This is a genomic window from Sphingosinicella xenopeptidilytica (genome assembly GCF_042676985.1).
GTDB classification, from domain to species: Bacteria; Pseudomonadota; Alphaproteobacteria; order Sphingomonadales; family Sphingomonadaceae; genus Sphingosinicella; species Sphingosinicella xenopeptidilytica.
The window spans coordinates 66,204-87,727 of sequence record NZ_JBHTIK010000012.1; the positions used below are offsets into that span (position 1 = coordinate 66,204).

Below are 21,524 nucleotides of genomic sequence, written 5' to 3' on the forward strand. Positions count from 1 at the left end.
GGGCCTGCGGCCGTTAGACGCGACCCGACTTTTTTGCACCTGCGAAGGGCGGACGCGCGTGGCACTCAGTTTTCAGGAGATCATCCTTACGCTTCAGCGTTTCTGGGGTGACCGGGGCTGCGTGATCCTGCAGCCCTACGACATGGAAATGGGCGCGGGCACCTTCCATCCGGCGACGACGCTGCGCGCGCTCGGCCCGAAGCCGTGGAACGCCGCTTATGTGCAGCCCTCGCGTCGCCCGACCGACGGCCGCTATGGCGAGAATCCCAACAGGCTGCAGCACTATTACCAGTTTCAGGTCATCCTGAAGCCGAGCCCGCCCGACATTCAGGAGGCGTACCTCGATAGCCTCCGCGAGATCGGCGTCGACCTCGCCAAGCATGACATTCGCTTCGTGGAGGACGACTGGGAGAGCCCGACGCTCGGTGCGTGGGGCCTCGGCTGGGAGGTCTGGTGCGACGGCATGGAGGTGACGCAGTTCACCTACTTCCAGCAGGTCGGCGGCTACGACTGCAAGCCGGTGGCGGGCGAGATCACCTACGGGCTGGAACGGCTCGCCATGTATATTCAGGGCGTCGACAACGTGTACGACCTCGATTTCAACGGGCGCGGCGTCACCTATGGCGATGTGTTCCTCGCGAACGAACAGCAGCAGAGCGCCTACAACTTCGAACATGCGGATACCGAGGCGCTTTTCCGCCAGTTCCGCGACGCGCAGGCCATGTGCAAAACGCTGATTGAGAAGGATCTGCCGCTCCCCGCCTACGAGCAGGCGATCAAGGCGAGCCATATCTTCAATCTTCTCAACGCGCGGGGCGTCATCTCGGTCGCCGAGCGTCAGGCCTACATCGGCCGCGTGCGCGACCTCGCGAAGGGAGCGTGCGAAAGCTGGATGAAGGTCAACAACTGGCTGGAGACGGCATGATGGCCGACTTCCTGCTCGAACTGTTCAGCGAGGAAATCCCGGCGCGGATGCAGCGGCAGGCCGCCGCCGACCTCGCGCGCCTGCTCGCCACCGAGATCGCGGGCGCGGGGCTGAAGGCGGGCGCTGTCGAGACCTTCGTGACGCCGCGCCGCGTGGCGCTCATCGCGCGCGGGCTGCCGGCCGAAACGGAAGCGGTCTCTGAAGAGCTGAAAGGCCCGCGCACCTCTGCGCCGCCGCAGGCGCTCGAAGGGTTTCTTCGCAAGACCGGCCTGACGCAGGACCAGCTCGAAGAGCGTGATGGCGTGTTTTTCGCGGTTCTGAGCAAGCCCGGTCGCAAGACGGCGGACGTGCTCGCCGAGGCCGTCCCCGCCGTGGTGCGCGCCTTCCCGTGGCCGAAGTCGATGCGCTGGGGCGAGGCGAGCCTCTCCACCGAATCGCTGCGCTGGGTTCGGCCGCTGAAGGGCATCGTCGCGCTTCTGGGCGGCGAGGTGGTGCCGTTCGAGATCGCGGGCGTCGCCTCCGGGCGCACGACGCTCGGCCACCGCTTCATGTCCTCCGGCGCGATCGAGATCGCGGACGCGGACGACTACGCGCCGAAACTGCGCGCCGCGCACGTGATCGTGTCGTCGGAAGAGCGCGCGGGCATCATCGCGGACACCGCCGAGCGCCTTGCGACGGATGCGGGGCTGGCCCTCGTGACGGACGCGGCGCTCGCCGAGGAGAATGCTGGCCTCACCGAATGGCCGGTGCCGCTGCTCGGCCGCTTCGATCCGGCGTTCCTCGACGTGCCGCCGGAGGTGATCCAGCTCACCGCCGCGAAGAACCAGAAGTATTTCGTCTGCCGCGACAAGGCGGGCAAGCTCGCTCCGGCGTTCGTCTGCACCTCGAACATCGTCGCGAGCGACGGCGGCGCGTCCATCGTCGCGGGCAACCAGAAGGTGCTCGCCGCGCGGCTTTCGGATGCGCGCTTCTTCTGGGAGCAGGACAGGAAGAAGACGCTCGCAAGCCACGCGGAGAAGCTCTCCGAGATCGTGTTCCACGAAAAACTTGGAACGGTTGCGGACAAGGTGGAGCGCGTGGCGAAGCTCGCGCGCTGGCTGGTCGAAGAAGGCGTTGTTGGGGGTTCGAGTCCCTCCGGGCCCACCACCGTCACCCCGGCGAAGGCCGGGGCCCATGGGGCCGTGGGCATGGATCCCGGCCTTCGCCGGGATGACGAGGAAAGGAAGGCTCTCGCCGATCTTGCCGAGCAGGCGGCGCGGCTCTGCAAGGCCGACCTTACGACCGGCATGGTCGGTGAGTTCCCCGAACTCCAGGGTCTGATGGGCGGTTACTACGCCTGCGCCGAGGGGCTGCCCGATGCCGTCGCCGACGCGATCCGCGATCACTACAAGCCGGTCGGACAGGGCGATGAGGTGCCGACTGCGCCGGTGACGGTTGCTGTGAGTCTGGCGGATAAGCTGGACACGCTAAGCGGCTTTTTTGCAGAAGACGAAGCACCGACCGGATCTCGTGATCCGTACGCTCTTCGGCGAGCGGCGCTTGGCTTGATAAATCTCATCGTAGACAATCATCTACGTCTTCCACTGCTTGAAGCATTGATTTTTGCTCAGAGCCTACGCTTCCGTGAAGTACAGGAAGGGGATTTTCGACACTTCGCGCAAGCGGTGCGTGATGCGTTCTACGGTAGCAACAAATCATCACTCGATGGTTTGGGGTTTGTGGTTGTTGCCATGCGGGTGTGGGATGTCATGGACTTCTTCGCAGACCGCCTCAAGGTCCAGCAGCGCGAGGCCGGTGTCCGCCACGACCTGATTGATGCCGTGTTCGCACTTGGTGGGGAGGACGATCTCGTCCGCCTGCTCGCGCGCGTGAAGGCGCTGCAGGCCTTCATCGGCACGGACGACGGCACCAACCTGCTCGCGGGGTACAAGCGCGCGGCGAATATCCTGAAGGCCGAGGCGAAGAAGGCTGAGCTTCCTTCCGCGCCCGATACGCCCGCTTACACGCCCGAGCCTGCCGAGGCCGCGCTGATCGCGGCGCTGGGCGTGGCCGCGCCGAAGGCTGAGGCGGCCGTCGCGGCGGAGGATTTCGAGGGGGCGATGGCGGCGCTTGCATCACTCCGCGCGCCGATTGACGGGTTTTTCGAGGACGTGACCGTCAACGACAGCGATCCTGAAAAGCGGGCGTTCCGGCTGGCGCTGCTGGTGCGCGTGCGCGATGCGGTGCACCGCGTTGCAGATTTCTCAAGGATTGAGGGGTAGCGGCGGGCAGTTCATCCGCTGACGAAAAAAACTGAAGGAAGCGAGCGACATGACGCAGTGGGTTTACAGGTTCGGCGGCGGCGTTTCCGATGGCGGAAAGGGCGACAAGAACCTGCTGGGCGGCAAAGGCGCAAATCTGGATGGCATGGCCTCGATCGGCCTGCCGGTGCCGCCGGGCTTCACCATCTCCACGCCGATGTGTACGCATTATTACGAGGCGGGCGAGAGCTTCCCGGATTCGCTGCGCGAACAGGTCGCGAAGGGCCTCGCGCATATCGAGGGCATCACCGGCAAGCGCTTCGGAGATAGCGGCGATCCGCTGCTCGTCTCGGTCCGCTCGGGCGCGCGCGTCTCGATGCCGGGCATGATGGATACGGTGCTCAACCTCGGGCTCAACGACACGACCGTGGAAGGGCTTGCCGCATCGTCGGGCGACGCGCGCTTCGCGTGGGACAGCTATCGCCGCTTCATCCAGATGTATTCGGACGTGGTGCTCGGCATCGATCATTACATCTTCGAAGACGCGCTGGAGATCGCCAAGGAGGATAAGGGCGTCAACCTCGACACCGATCTCGGCGCCGAGGACTGGCAGCGGCTTGTCGGCACCTACAAGGCGAAGGTTGAGGAGGCGCTCGGTCGCCCGTTCCCGCAGGACCCGATGGATCAGCTGTGGGGCGCGATCGCGGCGGTGTTCGGCTCGTGGCAATCCGAGCGTGCCAAGGTCTACCGGCGTTTGAACGACATCCCGGCCGATTGGGGCACGGCGGTGAACGTGCAGGCGATGGTGTTCGGCAACATGGGCGACACATCGGCGACGGGCGTGGCCTTCACGCGCGACCCCGCGATCGGCACACGCGCCTACTACGGCGAATACCTGATCAACGCGCAGGGCGAGGATGTCGTCGCGGGCATCCGCACGCCGCAGTACCTGACGAAAGCCGCGCGCGAGGCGGCGGGCGCGACAGCGGCCTCGATGGAAGAGGCGATGCCGGAGACATACACCGAGCTCGCGCGCGTCTTCGATCTCCTCGAAACGCACTACCGCGACATGCAGGACATCGAGTTCACCGTGGAGCGCGGCAAGCTGTGGATGCTGCAGACGCGGAGCGGCAAGCGCACCGCGAAGGCGGCGCTGAAGATCGCGGTCGACATGGCCGAAGAGGGCCTCATCACGCAGGAAGAGGCGATCCTCCGCGTCGAGCCGGGCGCGCTCGATCAGCTTCTGCACCCGACGCTCGACCCCGCCGCGGTACGCGACGTGGTGACCACGGGCCTTCCGGCGAGCCCCGGCGCGGCTTCCGGCATCATCGCCTTCGATGCGGATGAGGCGGAGCGGCTCGCCGCGCTTGGCGAGGACGTGATCCTCGTGCGCGTCGAGACGTCGCCCGAGGACATTCACGGGATGCACGCGGCGCGCGGGATTCTCACCGCACGCGGCGGCATGACCAGCCATGCGGCGGTCGTTGCGCGCGGCATGGGCCGCCCTTGCGTTTCCGGCGCGGGTGCGCTCAGCATCAACATGCAAGAGCGCGTGATGCGCATCGGCGGGCGCAGCTTCAACGAAGGCGACACGCTCACCATCGACGGCGGCACCGGCGAAGTGATGGCGGGCAAGGTCGCCACGATCCAGCCGCAGCTCGCGGGCGATTTCGGCACGCTGATGGTGTGGGCGGACAAGGGCCGCCGCATGAAGGTGCGCACCAACGCCGAAACCCCGGCCGACTGCGCAGTGGCGCGCGAGTTCGGCGCAGAGGGCATCGGGCTCTGCCGCACCGAGCACATGTTCTTCGATCCCGCGCGCATCACGGCGGTGCGCCAGATGATCCTGTCGGAAAATGAGAAGGGCCGCCGCGCCGCGCTCGACCGGCTGCTCCCCGAGCAGCGCAGCGACTTCGTGGAAATCTTCCGCATCATGTCGGGCCTGCCGGTGACGATCCGTCTGCTCGATCCGCCACTCCACGAGTTCCTGCCGCACCGCGAGGAGGACTATCAGGAGGTGGCACAGGCCTCCGGCGTCTCCATCGACGTGCTGAAGCGGCGTGTGGGTGAGCTGCACGAGTTCAACCCGATGCTCGGCCATCGCGGCTGCCGTCTCGGGATCACCTACCCCGAGATTTACGAGATGCAGGCGCGTGCCATCATCGAGGCGGCGCTCGCTGTCGCGGACGAGACCGGCGAAGCCGTGGTGCCCGAGATCATGATCCCGCTCGTGATGACGACGCGCGAGTTCGAACTGATGAAGGCCGTCGTCGACAAGGCTGCCGAAGCCGTGTTCGCGGACAAGGGCAAACGGCTCGACTATCTCGTCGGCACGATGATCGAGCTGCCGCGCGCGGCGCTGATGGCGGGCGAAATCGCGGGGCAAGCCGAGTTCTTCTCGTTCGGCACCAACGATCTCACGCAGACGACGCTCGGCATCAGCCGCGACGACGCGGGCAAGTTCCTCTCGGCCTATGTCGACAAGGGTGTGCTGCCGAAAGACCCGTTCGTCAGCATCGACGTGGACGGCGTCGGTCAGCTCGTGAGCCTCGCTGCAGAGCGCGGCCGTGCGGCGCGCGACGGGCTGAAGCTCGGGATCTGCGGCGAGCATGGCGGCGACCCGGCTTCGATCGCGTTCTGCGAGAAGACCGGGCTCGATTACGTGAGCTGTTCGCCCTACCGCGTTCCGATCGCGCGGCTCGCGGCGGCGCAGGCGGCGCTTCGGGCCAACAAATGAGCGAGTTGGCATCGCCCCGCCGCATGTCATGCTTCGCGGCATGAGGCGGTGGGGCATCTGGCTGCTGGCGGTTATCGCGGGCATCGTGATCGGGTCTGGCGGCGCGTGGCTCTCCTTGCGCGCCGGGCTTGGCGCCGGGGCGACGAAATCGGGGCCGTGGGTGACGTCCTCCCTCACCGGCTCCACCGATGCCGATCTGCGCACACGTGCAACCGTTGCCATCGCCGGGCTGCTTGCGCTCTCCGCGAAGGAGGCGATCTACTTCAACGCCGAGGAGGACAGCGCGGGCGCGCCGCTCGACGGGCGGTGCCGCTACCGTGTGACCGGCAGCGATCCGAAAGCGCGCTGGTGGAGCCTCACGCTCTACGGCGCGGACCATTTCCTCGTCACGAACCCGGCACAGCGTTTCAGTTTCCACATGCGGAACGTGCCGCGCACGGGCAATGGCGGGTTCGCCTTCGATGTCGCACCGTCGGGCGAGGGCGATGGCTGGCTGCCGACCGGCGGGCAGGCGCACTTCGCGCTCACGCTGCGCGCCTATAATCCCGATCCCGCGATCATCGGCCGGCCGGACCGCGCACATCTGCCGAGAATCGAAAAGGTCTCGTGCGCATGAGGTGGCTTGGCCCGGTCCTGCTCGCCGCGCTCGTTGCCGTGGGTACGTATGCGGCGACGCTGTGGGCGACGCCCTATGGCATCATGGCGAAGGCGATGGACAAGCTCGGCGCGGACGGCATCAACGTGATGCGGCATCAGGGACTGCCGACCGCCGAGAACCGCTGGATCGTTCGCCCCAGCCCCGATCTCGCCTACAGCGTCTGCGTGTTCGATCTGGCGGAGGGGCGAGTCGCGATCGACGCGTTCGTGCCGCCTCAGCGCTACTGGTCGCTTTCGGTCTTCGATGCGAACACCGACAACATCTTCTCGGTGAACGATCGTGCGGTAAAGGGCGGGCGCTATGCGCTCATGCTCTCGAAGGGGGGCACGAATGGATCACTTGCCGTGCCGGGGGGCAAGGGCATCGCCCTTATCCGCATCCTCGTGACCGACGCGAAAGACCTCGCAAGCATCGATACGCTCCGCCGCCGCAGCACCTGCGCGCCGGCTTAGTCAGGAAATGAAGAGTGCCGCGCCGGCTTCCTTCGCGATCGCGCGCCGGTAGCCGTCCCGCGCCTGCATCCGCGCCCAGTAGGCTGCGACGTTTTCGGGGAAGGCGCCGAGCTTCAGGATGTCGGCAAGCCGCAGCGCGTAGGCAAAGCCGATGTCGGCGATCGTGAAACGTTCCGCCGCGACATAGTCTCTATCGCCCAGCAGCTTCGCGGTGCCCTTCAGGCGCGAGAAGAACCAGCGTGTGTAGTCTTCCACGGCCTGCGGCAGCCGGCGCTCTTCGGGCTCGAACACGCCGTAGCGGAGCACGAGCGTCTGCGGGAAGGTAAGCGTCGCGTCGGACTGGTAGAGCCAGTTGAGATAGCGGCCGTAACCGGGCTCATTCGGCCGCACCGCGAGCGACGTGGGGCCGTAGCGCTCCGCGAGATAGTGGCAGATGCCGGTGGATTCGGTCATCAGCGTATCGTCGTCGGTGAAGGTCGGCACCGTGCCGAAGGGGTTGAGCTCCAGATAATCGGGCTCGGTGAAGCGCGGTGGGAACGCCATCAGGCGGAGGTCGTAGGCAAGCCCCATCTCTTCCAGGCACCAGAGCGGCCGGAAGGAGCGCGCGCCCGCGCAGTGCCACAGCTTCATGCGATCAGCATTTCCTCAAGGTGATCGGGGCGCCGCCATCGCGCGACACGGTCATCGTGTCTGCTGCCGGATAGGCGAGCGCCCATTCCTCGCGCGACCACTTGCCTTGCGACTGACAGACCATGCGGCGCTTCTCGTCGGTGCTCGCGGCATCGGGCGGAAGAATGTCGCAGCGCAGGCTGGTCTTGGTGAGCAGTTCATCGTTCCAGAAGCGCCACCAGCCCTCGGTGCACTGATCGGCGGTTTCCGCCCAGCGACCCACGTAGCGTGGCGGTGGCGGCAACTGCACAGCGGGTTCGGCTGGGGCCTGCGGCGTTTCCGTTGTCGCGACTGTCTTTTCTGCAGGTGCGGACTCGGGTGCACTGCCGCACGCCGCGAGGGTGGTGAGAAATGCAATGAGAGCGGTGCGCATCAGTCGCTGCCGAGCTTGCCGAAGCGGGCTTCGTATTCGGTGAGGCGGCCGCTCGCGAGCAGCTTCGCCTGCTCGATCAGGTGGTCCTTTTCGATGCGGCCGCGGAAGTTGTCGAGCTTCGCATCGACGAGCTTCACCTCTTCGGGGCTCCAGTCTGCGATCTGCGCGAAATAGAAAACGCCGATCTCGCGAAGCCGCGCGGCGAGGCGCGGGCCGACGCCTTTCAGGAGCGAGAGATCGTCGGTGGGGCCGATCGGCGCTTCGAGAAAGGTCGGCAGCTTCCGGCCTGGTTTCCAGCCGATTCCGGGGAGCGGCACCGTGCTCGGCGCACTGTCTGCGGGCGGCGGAGCGCCCGCGCTTTCGGCCTTGCGCGCGGCCTTCTCGCGGCGCAGCCGATCGACCTCGTCGGCAAGCGGCTTCACCTGGTCGCGGGCGCTCGCAAGGTCCTTTTCCAGCCGCGCGATCTCCGCGCCGGCGCTTGCCAGCCGCGAGGCAGCCTGATCGTGTTCGGCTTGCAGCAGCTCCAGCTTCGTCGTGCCGCGGAACAGCGCCCAGCCGAGCGCGAGCCCGATGACAAGGCCGGGCAGGCCGAATGTCAGCAGCGCGGTGATGTCGATGGCCATGATCCTGTCCTTGCTTGGCGACGCTCTTCCAAACTGATAGCGCGGTCGCCGCCGAATCCAAGGAGACAATCGCGATGGGACCGCTTTCCGGGCTCAAGGTTCTCGATCTCTCGCGCGTGCTCGCGGGGCCATGGGCGACACAGATTCTCGCCGATCTCGGTGCCGAGGTGGTGAAGGTGGAGCGGCCCGGCGCGGGCGACGACACGCGAAGCTGGGGGCCGCCGTTCATCGCGGGCGCGGACGGGACGCAGGGCGACGCCGCCTACTATCTCGCGGCGAACCGCAACAAGAAGAGCCTCGCCATCGACATCGCCGATCCGCGCGGTGCGGCGCTCGTGCGGACGCTCGCGGAAAGCGCGGACGTGGTCGTCGAGAACTTCAAGGCGGGCGGGCTCGCGCGCTACGGGCTCGACTATGCGGGGCTCGCCGCCGTGAAGCCCGACATCGTCTATTGCTCGATCACCGGCTTCGGGCAGGACGGGCCGAATGCCGAGCGGCCCGGATATGACTTCGTCATCCAGGCGATGGCGGGGCTGATGAGCATCACCGGCGCCGCCGGCGGCCAGCCGACCAAGGCGGGTGTCGCCATCGCCGACATCACGACGGGGCTTTACGCGACCATCGCCATCCTCGCCGCGATCCGCCACCGCGACGCGACCGGCGAGGGGCAGCACATCGACATGGCGCTGTTCGACACCACGCTCGGCTGGATGGCGAACCAGGCGATGAACTATCTCGTCTCGGGCAAGGTGCCGCGGCCGATGGGGAACGCGCATCCCAATATCGTGCCCTATCAGGATTTCCCCACGGCGACGCGCCGCATTGCGGTCGCCGTGGGCAACAACGGCCAGTTCCGGGCGTTTGCGAAGGTGCTGGGGCGGCCCGAATGGGGCACGGACGAACGTTATGCGTCTTCCCCGGCCCGCGTCGCCAATCGCGAGGCGCTCGTTGCGGAGATCGAGGCTGCGCTCGTGCGTGAGCCTGCCGAGCACTGGCTTGCCGCGCTCGACGCGGCGGGGGTTCCCGCCGGGCCGGTCAACGATCTCGCGCAGGCCTTTGCCGAAGAACAGACAAAGGCGCGGGGCCTCGTGATCGAGCAGGCGCACCCGCTTGCGGGTACGGTGCGCACGATGGCGCAGCCGATGCGCTTTTCGAAGACCCCGCCCGACTATGCGAAGGCACCGCCGGAACTCGGTGCGGACAGCGCGGACGTGCTGCGCGCCGCAGGTGTTTCCGATGCGGAGATCGAGGCGCTGGTGGCGGCGGGCGTCGTCGAAACGAACGCCCGCGCCTGAGAGCCGATCAGCTCGTGAAGTTGTCGGCGATCGCGCAGGCCGCCGGCCCGAGGATTACGACGAACAGCACGGGCAGAATAAACAGGATGAGCGGCACGGTCATGATCGCCGGAAGCCGCGCGGCCTTTTCCTCGGCGCGCATCATGCGCTCGTTGCGGAATTCGGCCGAGAGCACGCGCAAGCTGGAGGCGAGAGGCGTACCGTATTTCTCGGTCTGGATCATGGTCGTCACGACACCGCGCAGCGCTTCGAGATCGACGCGGTTCGCGAGGTTCTCGAACGCCTGGCGGCGATCGGTGAGGAAGCCGAGCTCGATCGCGGTGAGCGCGAACTCGTCGGCGAGTTCGGGATAGCCGTTGCCGAGTTCCTTCGCGACGCGGTTGAACGCGGCGTCGACAGTGAGACCGGCTTCGGCGCAGATCACGAGCAGATCGAGCGCATCGGGAAGGCCCTTGCGGATCGCATCCGAACGCTTCGTGATCAGGTTCTTCACATAGATGTCGGGCGCCTTGTAGCCGAGCAGCAGCGCGCCGCCCACGATCATCGCCTTCGTCGAGGAGGCGTAATCCGGAAACCCGCCGAGGCCGTAGATGTAGAAGGCGACGAGTGCGCCGAGTGCGAACGGCGCGATCAGGCGGCCGAACAGGAACACGACGACCGCGTCCTTGGAACGGATGCCGGCCTGCACGAGTTTCGCTTCGGCGAGCTTCGTCTGCTCGTCCTGCATGACCGACATCTTCTTGAGGATGCCGCGCATGAAATCGGTGGCTTCGGTCTTCGCCGCGAGGCTTGAGCGTCGCCGCGGTGCGACGATGCCGGCCTTCAGCTGTTCGCGGCGGTCCTGAAGCGCTTTCACGCGGCCGCGCATCGGATCGCGGACGGTCGCCACCGACCAGATCGCGACCATCATGGCGAAGACACCGAGCGCTGCGAGCAGCGTGGCGAGATCGGTCCCGGTCATGCCGAGAAGGAGGGTTTTCTCTTCCATCAGATTTCGAAGCTCACCATCTTGGCCATGATAAAGGCGCCGATTGACATCCAGATAAGGCCGCCGACGCCCGCCACCATCAGGCGCGGATCGGTGAAGAACGGCGCGAGGTAAGAGGGGTTCATCGTGTACACCAGCGTGAACACGATGAATGGCAGTGAGCCGACGATGTAGGCTGACGCTTTCGATTCAGACGACATCGCCCGGATCTTCAACTTCATCTGCGCACGCTTGCGCAGCACCTCGCCAAGATTGTTCAGCGTTTCGGCAAGATTGCCGCCGGTCTCCCGCTGGATCGACAGCGTGATGACGAAGAACTGGAATTCGGGCGTCGTCAGGCGGTTCGCCGTTTCCTGAAGCGCCTGCTCCATCGTGCGGCCGATGCGGATCTTGTCGGAGACCTGACGGAATTCGTATCCGACCGGGTCCAGGATTTCCTTGCCGACAACGCCGATCGATTCGGAGATCGGCAGACCGGACCGGAGACCGCGCACGAGAAGATCGATCGCATCCGGGAAGCGGTCGTTGAAATTCTTGATGCGCTTCTTGATGAAGAAGCTGACCACCATGTGCGGCAGGAACAGGCCGAAGAACACGCCGGCGAGAGCCGCGAGCGCCATCGGCGCGCCGGCGCCCGAAATGGCGATGAAGGTGAGCGCAAGAATGCCGAGGCTCGCAACCGCATACTGCCCAAGCGACCAGGATTTGCCTGTACGCTCCAGCCGCTGGCGAAGCAGCGCGCGGTTCGGGATCAGGCCCTGGAACATGTTGTCGAGCCTGCTCTCGCGCGAGGCGAGGATGCGGCGCATCTGCACCTGCGCAAGCACTTCTCGCGAGGACGAATGCCGCTCGCGGAGCTGCTCCAGCCGCTTCGCGCCGCGCTTCGCATTGCCATCGCCGCTCATCAGAATGATCAGCGCCAGCATCAGGAAGACACAGCCGAAGATCACGGCGATCATCAGGTCACGGCTCATCCCATGCACTCCATCAAGGCGCGGCCAAGGCCGAAGTATTCCGCGCGTTCGTAGCAATTCGGGCGCAGGCCCGTGCTGATGTATTCGCCCTTCAGCTTCCCGGTCTCGTCCTCGCCGTTGTAGCGGTAGAGGAACAGGTCCTGCATGGTGATGACGTCGCCTTCCATGCCGACCACTTCCGAGATATGCGTGATGCGGCGGCCGCCGTCACGCATACGGCTGATCTGCACGACGAGATTGAGCGCGTCGGAAATCTGCTGGCGGATGGCGTTCGGGCTGAGATTGAGCCCGGCCATGTTGATCATGTTTTCAAGACGCGTCAGCGCCTCGCGCGGGCGGTTTGCGTGCAGCGTGCCGAACGAGCCGTCGTGGCCCGTGTTCATGGCGGCGAGCAGATCGAACGCCTCGGGTCCGCGAACCTCGCCGAGGATGATGCGATCGGGACGCATACGCAGTGCGTTCTTCACCAGGTCGCGCATCGTGACCTGGCCGTTGCCTTCGAGGTTCGCGGGGCGCGTTTCGAGACGCACAACGTGCGGCTGCTGCAATTGCAGCTCGGCCGCGTCCTCGATGGTGACGATGCGCTCGCCCGGATCGATGTTGCGCGAAATCGCGTTAAGCATCGTCGTCTTGCCCGAGCCCGTGCCGCCGGAGATCAGGATGTTGAGACGGCAGCGGCCGGCGATATTGAGGAACTTGCACATGGCCGGCGACATCGATCCGCCTTCCATCATGCGGTCGAGCGTCAGCTTGATCTTCGAGAATTTCCGAATTGAGATCGACGTGCCGTCGATGGCGAGCGGCGGGATCACAACGTTGACGCGGCTGCCGTCGAGAAGGCGCGCATCGCAGATCGGCGAGGTTTCGTCGACGCGGCGGCCGACCGCGCTGACGATGCGCTGCGCGATGTTGAGCAGGTGCGCGTCGTCGCGGAACTTGACCTCGGTCTGCGCGAGTTTGCCCTTGCGCTCAGCGTAGACGATGTTCGGTCCGTTGACCATGATTTCGCTGACTTCGTCGTCGTTCAGCAGCGGTTCGAGCGGCCCGAGGCCGAGCATGTCGTTGAGGAGCAGCGTAACGAGATCGCGCTGCTCACGCTGGTTCAGGCCAATCTTCTCCTGAACGAGAATCTCGGAGATGACGTCGGAGATCTGCTCGGCAAGCTCGCCGCGCGAGAGGTCTGCGATGACGCTCGCGTCGATCCGTTCCATCAGGATCGGGTGGACACGTTCCTTGGCGGCGAGCACGCTCTGGGTGCTCGCGCTCGCGGCGCGCGCGGTCCGCTCGGCCGTCTCCGTAGCGGCGGATGGCTTCAAGCCGCCGACGAGGTTGATGAGTTCGTTGAGAAGAACGGTGACGGTGTCGCGCACCTGCCCGTCATCGATCGTCATACCCTGAATATCGGCGAGACGCTTGACGGTGTCTTCTATCTGCGCGGCGAGTTCGCCACGGCGGCGCGTGCGCGTCTTCGCAGGCGGAAACAGTTCGGAAAGCTGCGGCGAGAGGATCGCGTGCAGTTCCCACACACAGTTTTCGGTGCTGCGCCCGCGCGGCGTTTCAACGGGCTTCGAAAGGCCAAAATCCCCGGAATCGGCAACAAGCGGCCGCCTGCCGGTGCTGGCGGCGGAATTCTGTCCGAAACCGTCGCCAACAACCTGCAATCCTGCGCCGCTTCGTTTTCCGAACCCTTTGGGCTGCATACCTTACCCCGTTTACGCGCGTGCGCCCGGCCGGTTCACTCGGCCGGGAAGCATTACTTCTTGCCTGAAGCCTTGGCGGTGCCCTTCTGGGGCAACAGGCTGCGAACTTTGCTCATCAGCGTTTTCGCTTCGACCTCGGCGGCGATTTCGCCGGCGAGCTGGACAGCGAGCGCGCTGAAAGCGCCGCCGACCTTGCCGTTCGCGACCGCAGCGAGGGCACGGCCCTGCTTCGCGGCGCCCACGGCCTGCTTGACGTCGAGCGGAATGACGATATCGAGCTTGCGTTCGATCGACGCCTCGAAATCCTTGCGCGCAACTTCGGGCGGCGGATTCGTGCCGACGCGGTTGGCGACCATCGTCACCTTTGCGTGCGGCGCATTCGCTTTCAGGAAGCCGAGCAGGCGGATCGCATCGCGCGTCGAGGCCAGCGTCTGTTCGGTCACCACGACGACGTGGTTGACGTCGCTGAGCAGGTGCGGGTGCTGGACGGCAACGGTGCGCGGCAGATCCACGATCACGGTTTCGAAGGCATTGCGCATCTCTTCCTGAAGCTGGAACAGCGCACTGCCGTCAGCAATCAGCGGCTGGCTGATCGGCGCTTCGGCCGAAAGCACGGCGAGCTTTTCACCCACGCGCACCATCGCGCGTTCGATGAAAAGGCCGTCGATGCGGCTCGGGTTCTCGAGTGCGTCGGTGAGGCCGCGGCCCGGTTCGAGATCGAACGAGAGCGCGCCGGTGCCGAACTGGACATCGAGATCGAGAAGCGCCGTGGAACGCCCCTGACTCTCTGCCGAGAGCCACGCGAGCGAGCTTGCAACGGTCGATGCGCCGACGCCGCCGCGCGTGCCGATCACTGCGATCGTCGTGCGCGGTCGGTCGCTGGTATCGGCCTCGACATGCTTCGGCCCCTGCAGTGTGACCTGCGCGTGCATGAACGCTTCGCGCATCGCGTCGGCGGAAAGCGGCTTCAGCAGATAGTCCTGCAGGCCGCTCGCCACGAGATCGCGGTAGAGCTTCACATCGTTGATCATGCCGACCGCGATCACGATTGTGCCCGGCTCGCAGACTTCGGCAAGTGCGTTGATGTCGTTCAGCGGATCGCCCGATTCCGACAGATCGACGAGCAGCACCATCGGGCTCGACGAGACCGAAAGGGTCTGCACGGCGTTGCGAAGGCCGCCCTTGTTGACCTTCTCGACCGCCCAGCCGAGCTCGGCGGCTACGACCTTGACGGCATCAGCCGTCTCGTCGTCGCAGACGAAGGCGTTGAAGGCGTCGCGTGCACCGACACCGGTTTTCGGATTCCAAGGCGCGTTCATACCTGCATCCCCTCGTTTAATTGCTGCCGGCCTGGCCGACGGTGCTCTTGACCTTGCTGGTGCCTTCGCCGGCCTTGCCGCGGTAGGTTTCGATCGCCTTCACGGTGGTGAGCGCGTCGGTGCCCGTGTGAGGCTTGCCCGATACGAGGTCGTTCGCGTCGACGACCATCGCGGCGAGGTTGCTCTCACTCGCGCATCCGTAGTTGCTCATCGTCGAGGCTTCGAATTCGAGCTGCGACGGACGCGACCAATCCGGGCAGCCCGGGACGCTGGCAGTTGCGCGCATCACGACCACGCGTGCGCCGGCATTGCCTGCACCGACCGTGACCGGCACCTGATCGTTCAGAAGCAGCCCGTATCCAGCCAGAACCGAAGCAATCGCCGCACGGCGTGCGCCCGAGCCACTGCCGCTGTCGTCGACACTGACGCGGTCGCCGTAGCGAATGCCGATGCCCTCGAACCATTCCGCGAGCGACTTGCGCTGGTCGCTCGAAAGCCCGTCCGTTCCGGCATAGCCGAGATCGTGAACGAGGATCGTCTGTGCAACGACCGCAGCCTTCGCCGAGGCCATGCCCGGATTGGGAGCGCTGCCGCCGCAGGCGCTGAGCGCGAGGGACGAGGCGAGAAGGGTGCCCGCTGCGAGGCGGCGCACGGTGATGATCTTCATGGTCATTGTGCCGCTCTCCATCAATTGTTCGAGAAGCCGGGCGCAGCCGAGCCGGCGACCGTTGGCGGTCCGGCTGTTTTCGCTTCGGCGACCGGCGCCTTGGCGCCCTTGAACGTCTTGCCCAGAAGCCAGCGTTCCGCATCGTTCGGGATAGCAAGGCCGTCGGTCGGCAGAGCGAGGCGGGTGTTCGACGGCTTCACCAGATATGGTGTCACGATGATCACCAGTTCCGATTCGTCTCGCGCATAGCGGTCCGACTTGAACAGCGCGCCGAGGATCGGAAGATTGCCAAGCAGCGGCGTCTTGTCCTGTGTCGTGCCGACGCGGTTCCTGAGCAGGCCGGCGATCATGAAGCTCTGGCCCGAGCCCAGCTCAACCGAGGTTTCGGCCCTGCGCGTGGTGAGCGCCGGGATCGAGATGTTGTCGAGACGGATTGCACCGGCTTCGGAAAGCTCGGAAACTTCCGGGCGGACGCGAAGGCTGATGCGGCTGCCGTCGAGCACGGTGGGGGTGAAGGCGATGCCGACACCATATTCCTTGAACTCGACGCTGATGCCGCCGTTGCCGTCGGTCACCGCGATCGGGAACTCGCCGCCTGCGAGGAAGCTCGCGGTTTCACCCGAAAGTGCTGTGAGGTTCGGTTCCGCGAGCAGCGAGACCAGACCGTCCTGCTCCAGCGCGTCGATCATGCCGAACACATCCATGCCGAGGAAACGCGCATCACCGAAGATGCTGGTCGCGTCGGGACGTGAGATCAGCACATTGCCGTTCGTGCCTTCGGTGATGAAATCACGGCCGCGGCCAAGGAAGAAGTTTATGCCTCCAGCATTGGTGCCGAATGCCTGGAGATTGAGACCGAGCTCCTTCACCAGACTGCGGCTTACCTCGGCGAATTTCACGCGGAGGTTCACCTGCGCCGGCGTTGCGGTCTGCAGCTTGTTGATGATGGCCTGACCTTCGCCGACGAAGGTCTTGACGAGGCGTGTCGCCTCTTCGACCTCTTCGGGATTGGCGACGGTGCCCGTGAGCAGAGTCATGCCGTTCATCGAATTGACCGTGATCGCGGCGCCCGGCATCGCAAGGCCCAGCATAGTGCGGATCTGATCGATGTTCTGCGCGACGCGGACGTTCGCGGAATAGACGATGCGCCCGGCGCCGTCCGTCGCGTAGATCGTCGTTTCACCGGCGCCCACGCCGTAGACGTAGAGCAGGCGGTCGGACCGGACCTGCACGTCGGCGATCTTCTGGTTGGCGACGAACACATCGCTCATCGACCGTTCCAGCCGGATCAACGTGCCCTTGTTGACGCCGACGTTGAGCGAGGACGATGCCGACGTGATCGTCGTGTCCTGCGCCTGCGTCGCCGGCGTGGCCATGGCGGCCAGCGACAGTGCGGCGGCGCAGCCGCACAGGATTGCCTTGAGCTTCATGTTATTCTGCCCCCACGGAAACTTCAGTGGCCTTGTTGCCGCGGAACACGCGGACGCTCGGACCCGCCGGCTTGCCGGACTTCACCGCCACCGGGCGTGGATCGAGGTTGGATGCGAAGCGCGAGACTTCGCCGCCAGTCGTGAACGACGGATTGCGATCGTTCGGCTGCGTCTGGAGTGCAATCTGCAGGCGCTTTTCCTGCGTGGTGTTCAGGTCATCGCTGACCTCCACCTCGCCGGTCGCGATCATCTGCTCCAGCTCCTGCGTGTTCTCCGCGATCGGGCGCAGGCTGAGCGAGATTTGGCCGAGGGTCTGCGCGACCGCGATCTTCTCGACGAACTTCGGCGGCACTTCGAACGTCACGGTACGGCCGGTCTTGGGACCGGAACCTTCACCGCCGAGCTCGTTGGTGCGCTGATCGATGGCGAGCACGCGCACGTTGCGCATGATGGTTTCGGAAACGCGCAGTGCCGGGGCAGGCGTACCTTCCTCGGTATCCCCCTGATAGCTGACGCCGTGCGTCAGCACCATGTCCACGCGGTCACCAGGGAACACGAAACCGGCGACGCCGCTCTCAGCGTTGGTCGAAACGGTGACCGCGCGCATACCGGGCGTCAGCGCCGCGGCAAGGAAGCCACGCTCGCCCGGCCCGACGATCGAACCCTTGGTGAGCGGCTGTCCGGCCGGGACCGAAACGCGCACAACCTTGCCGTTCAGGCTCTCGAGATTGGTCTCGCCTTCAAGGAAGTAGACGTTCTCGACGAGATCCTTCGGCCACGGCTGGAGCTTGAACATCTCCTGCGTGAGGATCGTGCCGAGCGGCAGCGGCTTGGTGGCGACGAGCACCTTCGGGCCCTTCTGCTCGACCTCGCCAGCCTGCACCTGCTGTGTGCCGCTGTCGCTGACAAGCGCGCGCACGAAGAAGGCCGAGATACCCGCTATAACGAGCGCGCCGACCAGCAATATGATCTTCTTTACGTCCATGACCCCTGTAGCCTCCAGGCGAAAACCCCTGCGTGCACTATCCAGCCAATTGCTTAACAATCGGTTCGCCAAGCGCGACGAAGGTCGCGAGGCAGATTGCGCACCCGTATGGAATCTCCGGATTGCCCGCTTTTCCGCGCTTGCGGTGCCAGACGAGGTAGGCGAGCGTGAGGACGCCGCCGATGATCGACATGAGCACGAGCATCCGCAGATATGGGATGGCGGGCAGCCAGAGCGCGAGCGCGGTGAGCAGCTTGACGTCACCGCCGCCCATGGCACCCAATGCGAAGATTCCGGCGAAAACGGCGAACACGCCAACGGCCAGCAAGAGCTGCCAGCCAACAAGCGGCCACAGCGCCTCGCCCGATCCCAGCCAGAAGGGAACGGCGAGCAGCGCGACGGCCGCATTGACGATGTTCGGAATGATACGCCGGGTTACGTCACTGTAAATGACATAGGCGAGCAGCGCGAAAAGCACTGCGACGCTGATGATCTGAAGAGCCCCGGCCATGTCGACCGGTCCTAGACGTCATGACTGAAAAAAACGTAACCATGCGCCCGTGACGCCCGACCCGCTCTCCGACGATACCCTGACCCGCCGCCGCTCGCTGCCCCCGGAGGCCCGGTGGGCGGACTGGATCGCCGCCGACAGCTGGCGCATCCGCACGGTGAGCTGGGCGCCAATAGCGGGCAAGCCATCGATCCTGTTCCTGAACGGGCGCGCAGATTTCATCGAGAAGTATTCGGAGAGCTACTGGCACTGGCGGGACCGGGGCTATGGTCTCTTCACCTTCGATTGGCGCGGGCAGGGGGCTTCGGGACGTTTCCCGGCTGGTGCCGAAGGATATTTCGGCGCGTGGCTCGCCGATCTTGAGGGGCTTAGCACCCATACGGCGACATTGCTTGGCGGGCCGATGGTGCTGGCGGGACACAGCATGGGCGGGCATCTCGCGCTCCGGCATCTCGCGGCCGGTGGCACATCCCGCTACAGCCGCGCCGTGCTGTTCGCACCGATGGCGGGCATCGCCGCACAGGGAGTGCCGCCGCGCGTGCTATCGTGGCTGGCGCGGGCCTACGTGAACGCGGGCGCGGGCGATACCTATCCGCCGCTGCAGGGGCCGTACGGGGAGCGCTCGCGCGGCGTGCACCGCCAGCGCATCCTGACCGGCGATCCGGAGCGGTTCGCAGACGAAGCTTGGTGGATCGACGGAAATGCCGCGCTTGCCTTCGGCGGGGCAAGCTGGCGCTGGGTGTTCGAGGCATCGGCATCGTGCGGCGTACTGGCCGCGCCCGGCGTGCCCGAGGCGATCACGCTGCCTATCGACGTGTTCATCGGCGACAACGAGCGCTTGGTGGACGCAGCGGCGGCGCGGCGGCTCGTTCAGCGGTTGCCCGATGGGCGTCTGCACGTCATTGCGGGCGCCGCGCATGAATTGCTGCGCGAGCGGAGCGCGGTGCAGGACGGCGTGCTTGCGGCGGTTGACGGGTTGGTGGCGTTATGACGGGTCGGTACGACGTTGTTGTCGTGGGGGCGGGCATCGGCGGCGCGAGCCTCGCATGGTTTTTGAGCGAACGGGCCTCCGTGCTGCTCATCGAGGCCGAAGCGCATCCGGGCCTGCACAGCACTGGCCGCTCGGCCGCGTTCTTTGCCGAGACCTATGGTGGGCCGGGCGTGCAGCCGCTGACCACCGCATCGAAGGCCTTCCTGCTCCAGCCTCCGGAGGCTTTCGCGGATGGCCTTCTGGTGACGCAGCGCGGCGCGCTTCATATCGCCGGGCCGGATGCGCACGGTGCGCTCGATCATATGGAAAGCGCGTTCCGGGCCTCGGGTGTTGCGATCGAACGCCTCGATGCCGATGGGACGGCCGCGCGGGCGCCGCTGCTCTCCGCCGCGTGGCGGCAGTGCGGGCTCTGGGAGCCGGGGTGCAGCGATATCGAGGTCGCGCGGTTGCACCAGGCGTTTCTCGCCGGCGCGCGGCGGCGTGGGGCCGTGCTTGTTACCGATGCCCGCGCACGCGGCCTTGATCGCAGCGGCGGGCGTTGGCGGATCGAAACCGGGGCGGGGTGCTTTGAAGCCGATGTCGTGGTGAATGCGGCGGGCGCGTGGGCGGATCAGGTCGCAGTGCTGGCGGGTGCGCGGCCGCTGGGCGTGCAGCCGCTCAGGCGGACGATGATCGTGGCTGATCTTGGCGGGCCTGTGGAGCCTGATCTGCCGGTCGTGCTGGATGCGGCGGGCAGCTTTTACTTCAAGCCTGATGCCGGGATGATGTGGGTGAGCCCCCATGACGAAACGCCCGTGCCGGCGAGTGATGTGCAGCCTGAGGAGCTGGACGTTGCGATTGCCGTGGACCGGTTCGAGACCGCGACGACCGCGACGGTGCGTCGGGTGGTGCGATCCTGGGCGGGGCTGCGGAGCTTCGCGCCGGATCGGCTTCCGGTGTACGGTTTTGCGTCGGACGCACCCGGCTTCTTCTGGTGCGCGGGACAGGGCGGGTTTGGGGTGCAGACATCGCCTGCAGCGGGGGCGATGGCGGCGGCACTGATCACGGGCGCGGCGTGGAGCGCGCCCGGGGTCGACCCCGAACGCTATTCCCCCAAGCGGTTCAGTTGAAAATCAGGCCCGGCGGCGGCGGCGTGCGGCGCCGATGCCGAGGAGGCCAAGGCCGAAGAGGCCGAGCATCGCCGGTTCGGGCACGTCGCTCGTGTAGAAGTTCATCATCGCGAGTTTGAACGAATCCGGGCTGTCGCCCTTCAGGCCGGCGTAATAGAGGTCGGCCGCGATGATGATGACGTTGCCGTAGTGGCCGCCGGCATCGAAGCCGACATAGGGGCTGGACGGCGTCGTCTTGATCTGGATCTCGTGCAGATCAGTCGAGAGGTCCGGGAATGCCGCCTCGACATCGAGGAACTGGTTCCAGCCGGTGCCGACGGTGCCGATCAGGATCGTCGCGTCATTGTCCTTGGTCCAGTTGCCGCCGCTGTACATGTCGTAGGCATTGAGGACGACCGCCGAGGGCGAAACGAGCTGGTCGAACTGCAGGACGATATAGTCCTTGGAGCCCGCATTGTCGGTCGTGTGGCGTCCCTGCGCGCCGCCCGCGTTGTTGCCGGAGGCGGCATTGCCGTCGCCGCCGCTGCTGACCGAACCTGCCGCCGTGACGCCGAGGCCGCCGTCATAATAGCCGAGGAACGCCTGGTCGTGATCGCCGCTGTTCCAGGTGCCGCCCTTGATCGTCCATGCCGTGGCGCGCACGTTGACGATGCTGCCGTCCGATGCGGTGGTGGTGAAGGTGCGGGCGTTGCCGTCGGGGCCGTCGATGCCGCAGTTGACCGAGCAGCCGCCGCTGAGATCGAGGCTGCCGATGGCGACCGCGAAGGCGGGCGATGACGCCAGCGCCGCTGCGGAAAGCGCGAGCGCGCCCAGCACTGCGCGGCTTGAATTCGACCTGCTCACAATCAATCCCCTGTACGAACGCCCTGCGCCGAAGC

General features: G+C 65.9%; 20 protein-coding genes. 8 read left to right on the forward strand and 12 right to left on the reverse strand.

Annotated features, from left to right (window positions below):
* The first annotated feature begins 58 nt into the window (after positions 1 to 58).
* Genes ACFQ00_RS15865 through ACFQ00_RS15885 form a run of 5 tightly spaced genes read left to right on the forward strand, consistent with a single transcriptional unit; the run spans position 59 to position 7,012 of the window.
* Positions 59 to 925, forward strand: coding sequence for a glycine--tRNA ligase subunit alpha (locus tag ACFQ00_RS15865; protein ID WP_381492952.1), 867 nt, complete (start codon positions 59 to 61; stop codon positions 923 to 925).
* Entirely contained in the window at positions 925 to 3,186 is a 2,262-nt protein-coding gene (glyS, locus tag ACFQ00_RS15870; RefSeq protein WP_381493421.1) for a glycine--tRNA ligase subunit beta, read from the forward strand. The genes ACFQ00_RS15865 and glyS overlap by 1 nt, the downstream gene beginning before the upstream one ends.
* 49 nt (positions 3,187 to 3,235) lie before the next feature.
* On the forward strand, positions 3,236 to 5,902 hold the full coding sequence (gene ppdK / locus ACFQ00_RS15875) for a pyruvate, phosphate dikinase (protein WP_381492955.1): 2,667 nt from the start codon (positions 3,236 to 3,238) through the stop codon (positions 5,900 to 5,902).
* 40 nt (positions 5,903 to 5,942) lie between these two features.
* Positions 5,943 to 6,518, forward strand: a complete 576-nt coding sequence (locus tag ACFQ00_RS15880) for a DUF1214 domain-containing protein (RefSeq protein ID WP_381492958.1) — start codon at positions 5,943 to 5,945, stop codon at positions 6,516 to 6,518.
* Positions 6,515 to 7,012 (forward strand): DUF1254 domain-containing protein, encoded by a 498-nt coding sequence (locus ACFQ00_RS15885; protein ID WP_381492961.1) that lies wholly within the window; start codon positions 6,515 to 6,517, stop codon positions 7,010 to 7,012. The genes ACFQ00_RS15880 and ACFQ00_RS15885 overlap by 4 nt, the downstream gene beginning before the upstream one ends.
* Here the strand turns inward: ACFQ00_RS15885 and ACFQ00_RS15890 are convergent, their stop codons facing one another.
* The 3 genes from ACFQ00_RS15890 to ACFQ00_RS15900 are packed head-to-tail and all read right to left on the reverse strand — an operon-like array spanning position 7,013 to position 8,677.
* On the reverse strand, positions 7,013 to 7,642 hold the full coding sequence (locus ACFQ00_RS15890) for a glutathione S-transferase family protein (protein ID WP_381492964.1): 630 nt from the start codon (positions 7,640 to 7,642) through the stop codon (positions 7,013 to 7,015). It lies immediately after the preceding gene.
* Positions 7,643 to 7,646: 4 nt separating this feature from the next.
* The gene (locus ACFQ00_RS15895; protein WP_381492967.1) at positions 7,647 to 8,054 is read right to left on the reverse strand and encodes a hypothetical protein; all 408 of its coding nucleotides are present in this window, start codon (positions 8,052 to 8,054) and stop codon (positions 7,647 to 7,649) included.
* The gene (locus ACFQ00_RS15900; RefSeq protein ID WP_381492969.1) at positions 8,054 to 8,677 is read right to left on the reverse strand and encodes a hypothetical protein; all 624 of its coding nucleotides are present in this window, start codon (positions 8,675 to 8,677) and stop codon (positions 8,054 to 8,056) included. Before ACFQ00_RS15900 ends, ACFQ00_RS15895 begins: the two co-directional genes overlap by 1 nt.
* 74 nt (positions 8,678 to 8,751) lie before the next feature.
* Here ACFQ00_RS15900 and ACFQ00_RS15905 point away from each other — a divergent pair, with 74 nt between their 5' ends.
* On the forward strand, positions 8,752 to 9,972 hold the full coding sequence (locus ACFQ00_RS15905; RefSeq protein WP_381492972.1) for a CaiB/BaiF CoA transferase family protein: 1,221 nt from the start codon (positions 8,752 to 8,754) through the stop codon (positions 9,970 to 9,972).
* A gap of 7 nt (positions 9,973 to 9,979) precedes the next feature.
* Here the strand turns inward: ACFQ00_RS15905 and ACFQ00_RS15910 are convergent, their stop codons facing one another.
* Genes ACFQ00_RS15910 through ACFQ00_RS15945 form a run of 8 tightly spaced genes read right to left on the reverse strand, consistent with a single transcriptional unit; the run spans position 9,980 to position 18,546 of the window.
* Complete coding sequence (locus ACFQ00_RS15910; protein ID WP_381492975.1) at positions 9,980 to 10,960, reverse strand: type II secretion system F family protein; 981 nt, start codon at positions 10,958 to 10,960, stop codon at positions 9,980 to 9,982.
* Positions 10,960 to 11,934, reverse strand: coding sequence for a type II secretion system F family protein (locus ACFQ00_RS15915; protein ID WP_381492978.1), 975 nt, complete (start codon positions 11,932 to 11,934; stop codon positions 10,960 to 10,962). Before ACFQ00_RS15915 ends, ACFQ00_RS15910 begins: the two co-directional genes overlap by 1 nt.
* The gene (locus ACFQ00_RS15920) at positions 11,931 to 13,634 is read right to left on the reverse strand and encodes an ATPase, T2SS/T4P/T4SS family (protein WP_381492981.1); all 1,704 of its coding nucleotides are present in this window, start codon (positions 13,632 to 13,634) and stop codon (positions 11,931 to 11,933) included. Before ACFQ00_RS15920 ends, ACFQ00_RS15915 begins: the two co-directional genes overlap by 4 nt.
* Positions 13,635 to 13,687: 53 nt before the next feature.
* Complete coding sequence (locus ACFQ00_RS15925) at positions 13,688 to 14,953, reverse strand: AAA family ATPase (protein WP_381492984.1); 1,266 nt, start codon at positions 14,951 to 14,953, stop codon at positions 13,688 to 13,690.
* Between the two features lie 16 nt (positions 14,954 to 14,969).
* Positions 14,970 to 15,626, reverse strand: coding sequence for a CpaD family pilus assembly protein (locus ACFQ00_RS15930; RefSeq protein WP_381492987.1), 657 nt, complete (start codon positions 15,624 to 15,626; stop codon positions 14,970 to 14,972).
* 14 nt (positions 15,627 to 15,640) lie between these two features.
* Positions 15,641 to 17,050, reverse strand: coding sequence for a type II and III secretion system protein family protein (locus ACFQ00_RS15935; protein ID WP_381492989.1), 1,410 nt, complete (start codon positions 17,048 to 17,050; stop codon positions 15,641 to 15,643).
* A 1-nt stretch (position 17,051) separates the two neighbouring features.
* Entirely contained in the window at positions 17,052 to 18,035 is a 984-nt protein-coding gene (gene cpaB / locus ACFQ00_RS15940; protein ID WP_381492992.1) for a Flp pilus assembly protein CpaB, read from the reverse strand.
* Between the two features lie 37 nt (positions 18,036 to 18,072).
* On the reverse strand, positions 18,073 to 18,546 hold the full coding sequence (locus ACFQ00_RS15945) for an A24 family peptidase (protein WP_374595709.1): 474 nt from the start codon (positions 18,544 to 18,546) through the stop codon (positions 18,073 to 18,075).
* A 49-nt stretch (positions 18,547 to 18,595) separates the two neighbouring features.
* Here ACFQ00_RS15945 and ACFQ00_RS15950 point away from each other — a divergent pair, with 49 nt between their 5' ends.
* A complete protein-coding gene (locus tag ACFQ00_RS15950; protein ID WP_381492995.1) occupies positions 18,596 to 19,537 on the forward strand; it encodes an alpha/beta fold hydrolase in 942 nt (313 codons plus the stop codon).
* Positions 19,534 to 20,646: an NAD(P)/FAD-dependent oxidoreductase gene (locus ACFQ00_RS15955; protein WP_381492998.1), complete on the forward strand. Its 1,113-nt coding sequence runs from the start codon at positions 19,534 to 19,536 to the stop codon at positions 20,644 to 20,646. The genes ACFQ00_RS15950 and ACFQ00_RS15955 overlap by 4 nt, the downstream gene beginning before the upstream one ends.
* A gap of 3 nt (positions 20,647 to 20,649) precedes the next feature.
* Here ACFQ00_RS15955 and ACFQ00_RS15960 read toward each other — a convergent pair whose 3' ends face one another.
* Positions 20,650 to 21,489, reverse strand: coding sequence for a PEP-CTERM sorting domain-containing protein (locus ACFQ00_RS15960; protein WP_381493001.1), 840 nt, complete (start codon positions 21,487 to 21,489; stop codon positions 20,650 to 20,652).
* Between the last annotated feature and the right edge of the window lie 35 nt (positions 21,490 to 21,524).

Excerpts from the sequence above, each read along its gene's own strand:
- ACFQ00_RS15890 (WP_381492964.1), bottom strand. The coding sequence starts at position 7,642 with ATGAAGCTGTGGCACTGCGCGGGCGCGCGCTCCTTCCGGCCGCTCTGG.
- ACFQ00_RS15915 (WP_381492978.1), bottom strand. The coding sequence starts at position 11,934 with ATGAGCCGTGACCTGATGATCGCCGTGATCTTCGGCTGTGTCTTCCTG.
- ACFQ00_RS15935 (WP_381492989.1), bottom strand. The coding sequence starts at position 17,050 with ATGAAGCTCAAGGCAATCCTGTGCGGCTGCGCCGCCGCACTGTCGCTG.
- glyS (WP_381493421.1), top strand. The coding sequence starts at position 925 with ATGGCCGACTTCCTGCTCGAACTGTTCAGCGAGGAAATCCCGGCGCGG.
- cpaB (WP_381492992.1), bottom strand. The coding sequence starts at position 18,035 with ATGGACGTAAAGAAGATCATATTGCTGGTCGGCGCGCTCGTTATAGCG.
- ACFQ00_RS15910 (WP_381492975.1), bottom strand. The coding sequence starts at position 10,960 with ATGGAAGAGAAAACCCTCCTTCTCGGCATGACCGGGACCGATCTCGCC.
- ACFQ00_RS15880 (WP_381492958.1), top strand. The coding sequence starts at position 5,943 with ATGAGGCGGTGGGGCATCTGGCTGCTGGCGGTTATCGCGGGCATCGTG.
- ACFQ00_RS15905 (WP_381492972.1), top strand. The coding sequence starts at position 8,752 with ATGGGACCGCTTTCCGGGCTCAAGGTTCTCGATCTCTCGCGCGTGCTC.
- ACFQ00_RS15900 (WP_381492969.1), bottom strand. The coding sequence starts at position 8,677 with ATGGCCATCGACATCACCGCGCTGCTGACATTCGGCCTGCCCGGCCTT.
- ACFQ00_RS15920 (WP_381492981.1), bottom strand. The coding sequence starts at position 13,634 with ATGCAGCCCAAAGGGTTCGGAAAACGAAGCGGCGCAGGATTGCAGGTT.
- ACFQ00_RS15945 (WP_374595709.1), bottom strand. The coding sequence starts at position 18,546 with ATGGCCGGGGCTCTTCAGATCATCAGCGTCGCAGTGCTTTTCGCGCTG.
- ACFQ00_RS15930 (WP_381492987.1), bottom strand. The coding sequence starts at position 15,626 with ATGACCATGAAGATCATCACCGTGCGCCGCCTCGCAGCGGGCACCCTT.
- ACFQ00_RS15925 (WP_381492984.1), bottom strand. The coding sequence starts at position 14,953 with ATGAACGCGCCTTGGAATCCGAAAACCGGTGTCGGTGCACGCGACGCC.
- ACFQ00_RS15895 (WP_381492967.1), bottom strand. The coding sequence starts at position 8,054 with ATGCGCACCGCTCTCATTGCATTTCTCACCACCCTCGCGGCGTGCGGC.
- ppdK (WP_381492955.1), top strand. The coding sequence starts at position 3,236 with ATGACGCAGTGGGTTTACAGGTTCGGCGGCGGCGTTTCCGATGGCGGA.
- ACFQ00_RS15885 (WP_381492961.1), top strand. The coding sequence starts at position 6,515 with ATGAGGTGGCTTGGCCCGGTCCTGCTCGCCGCGCTCGTTGCCGTGGGT.
- ACFQ00_RS15955 (WP_381492998.1), top strand. The coding sequence starts at position 19,534 with ATGACGGGTCGGTACGACGTTGTTGTCGTGGGGGCGGGCATCGGCGGC.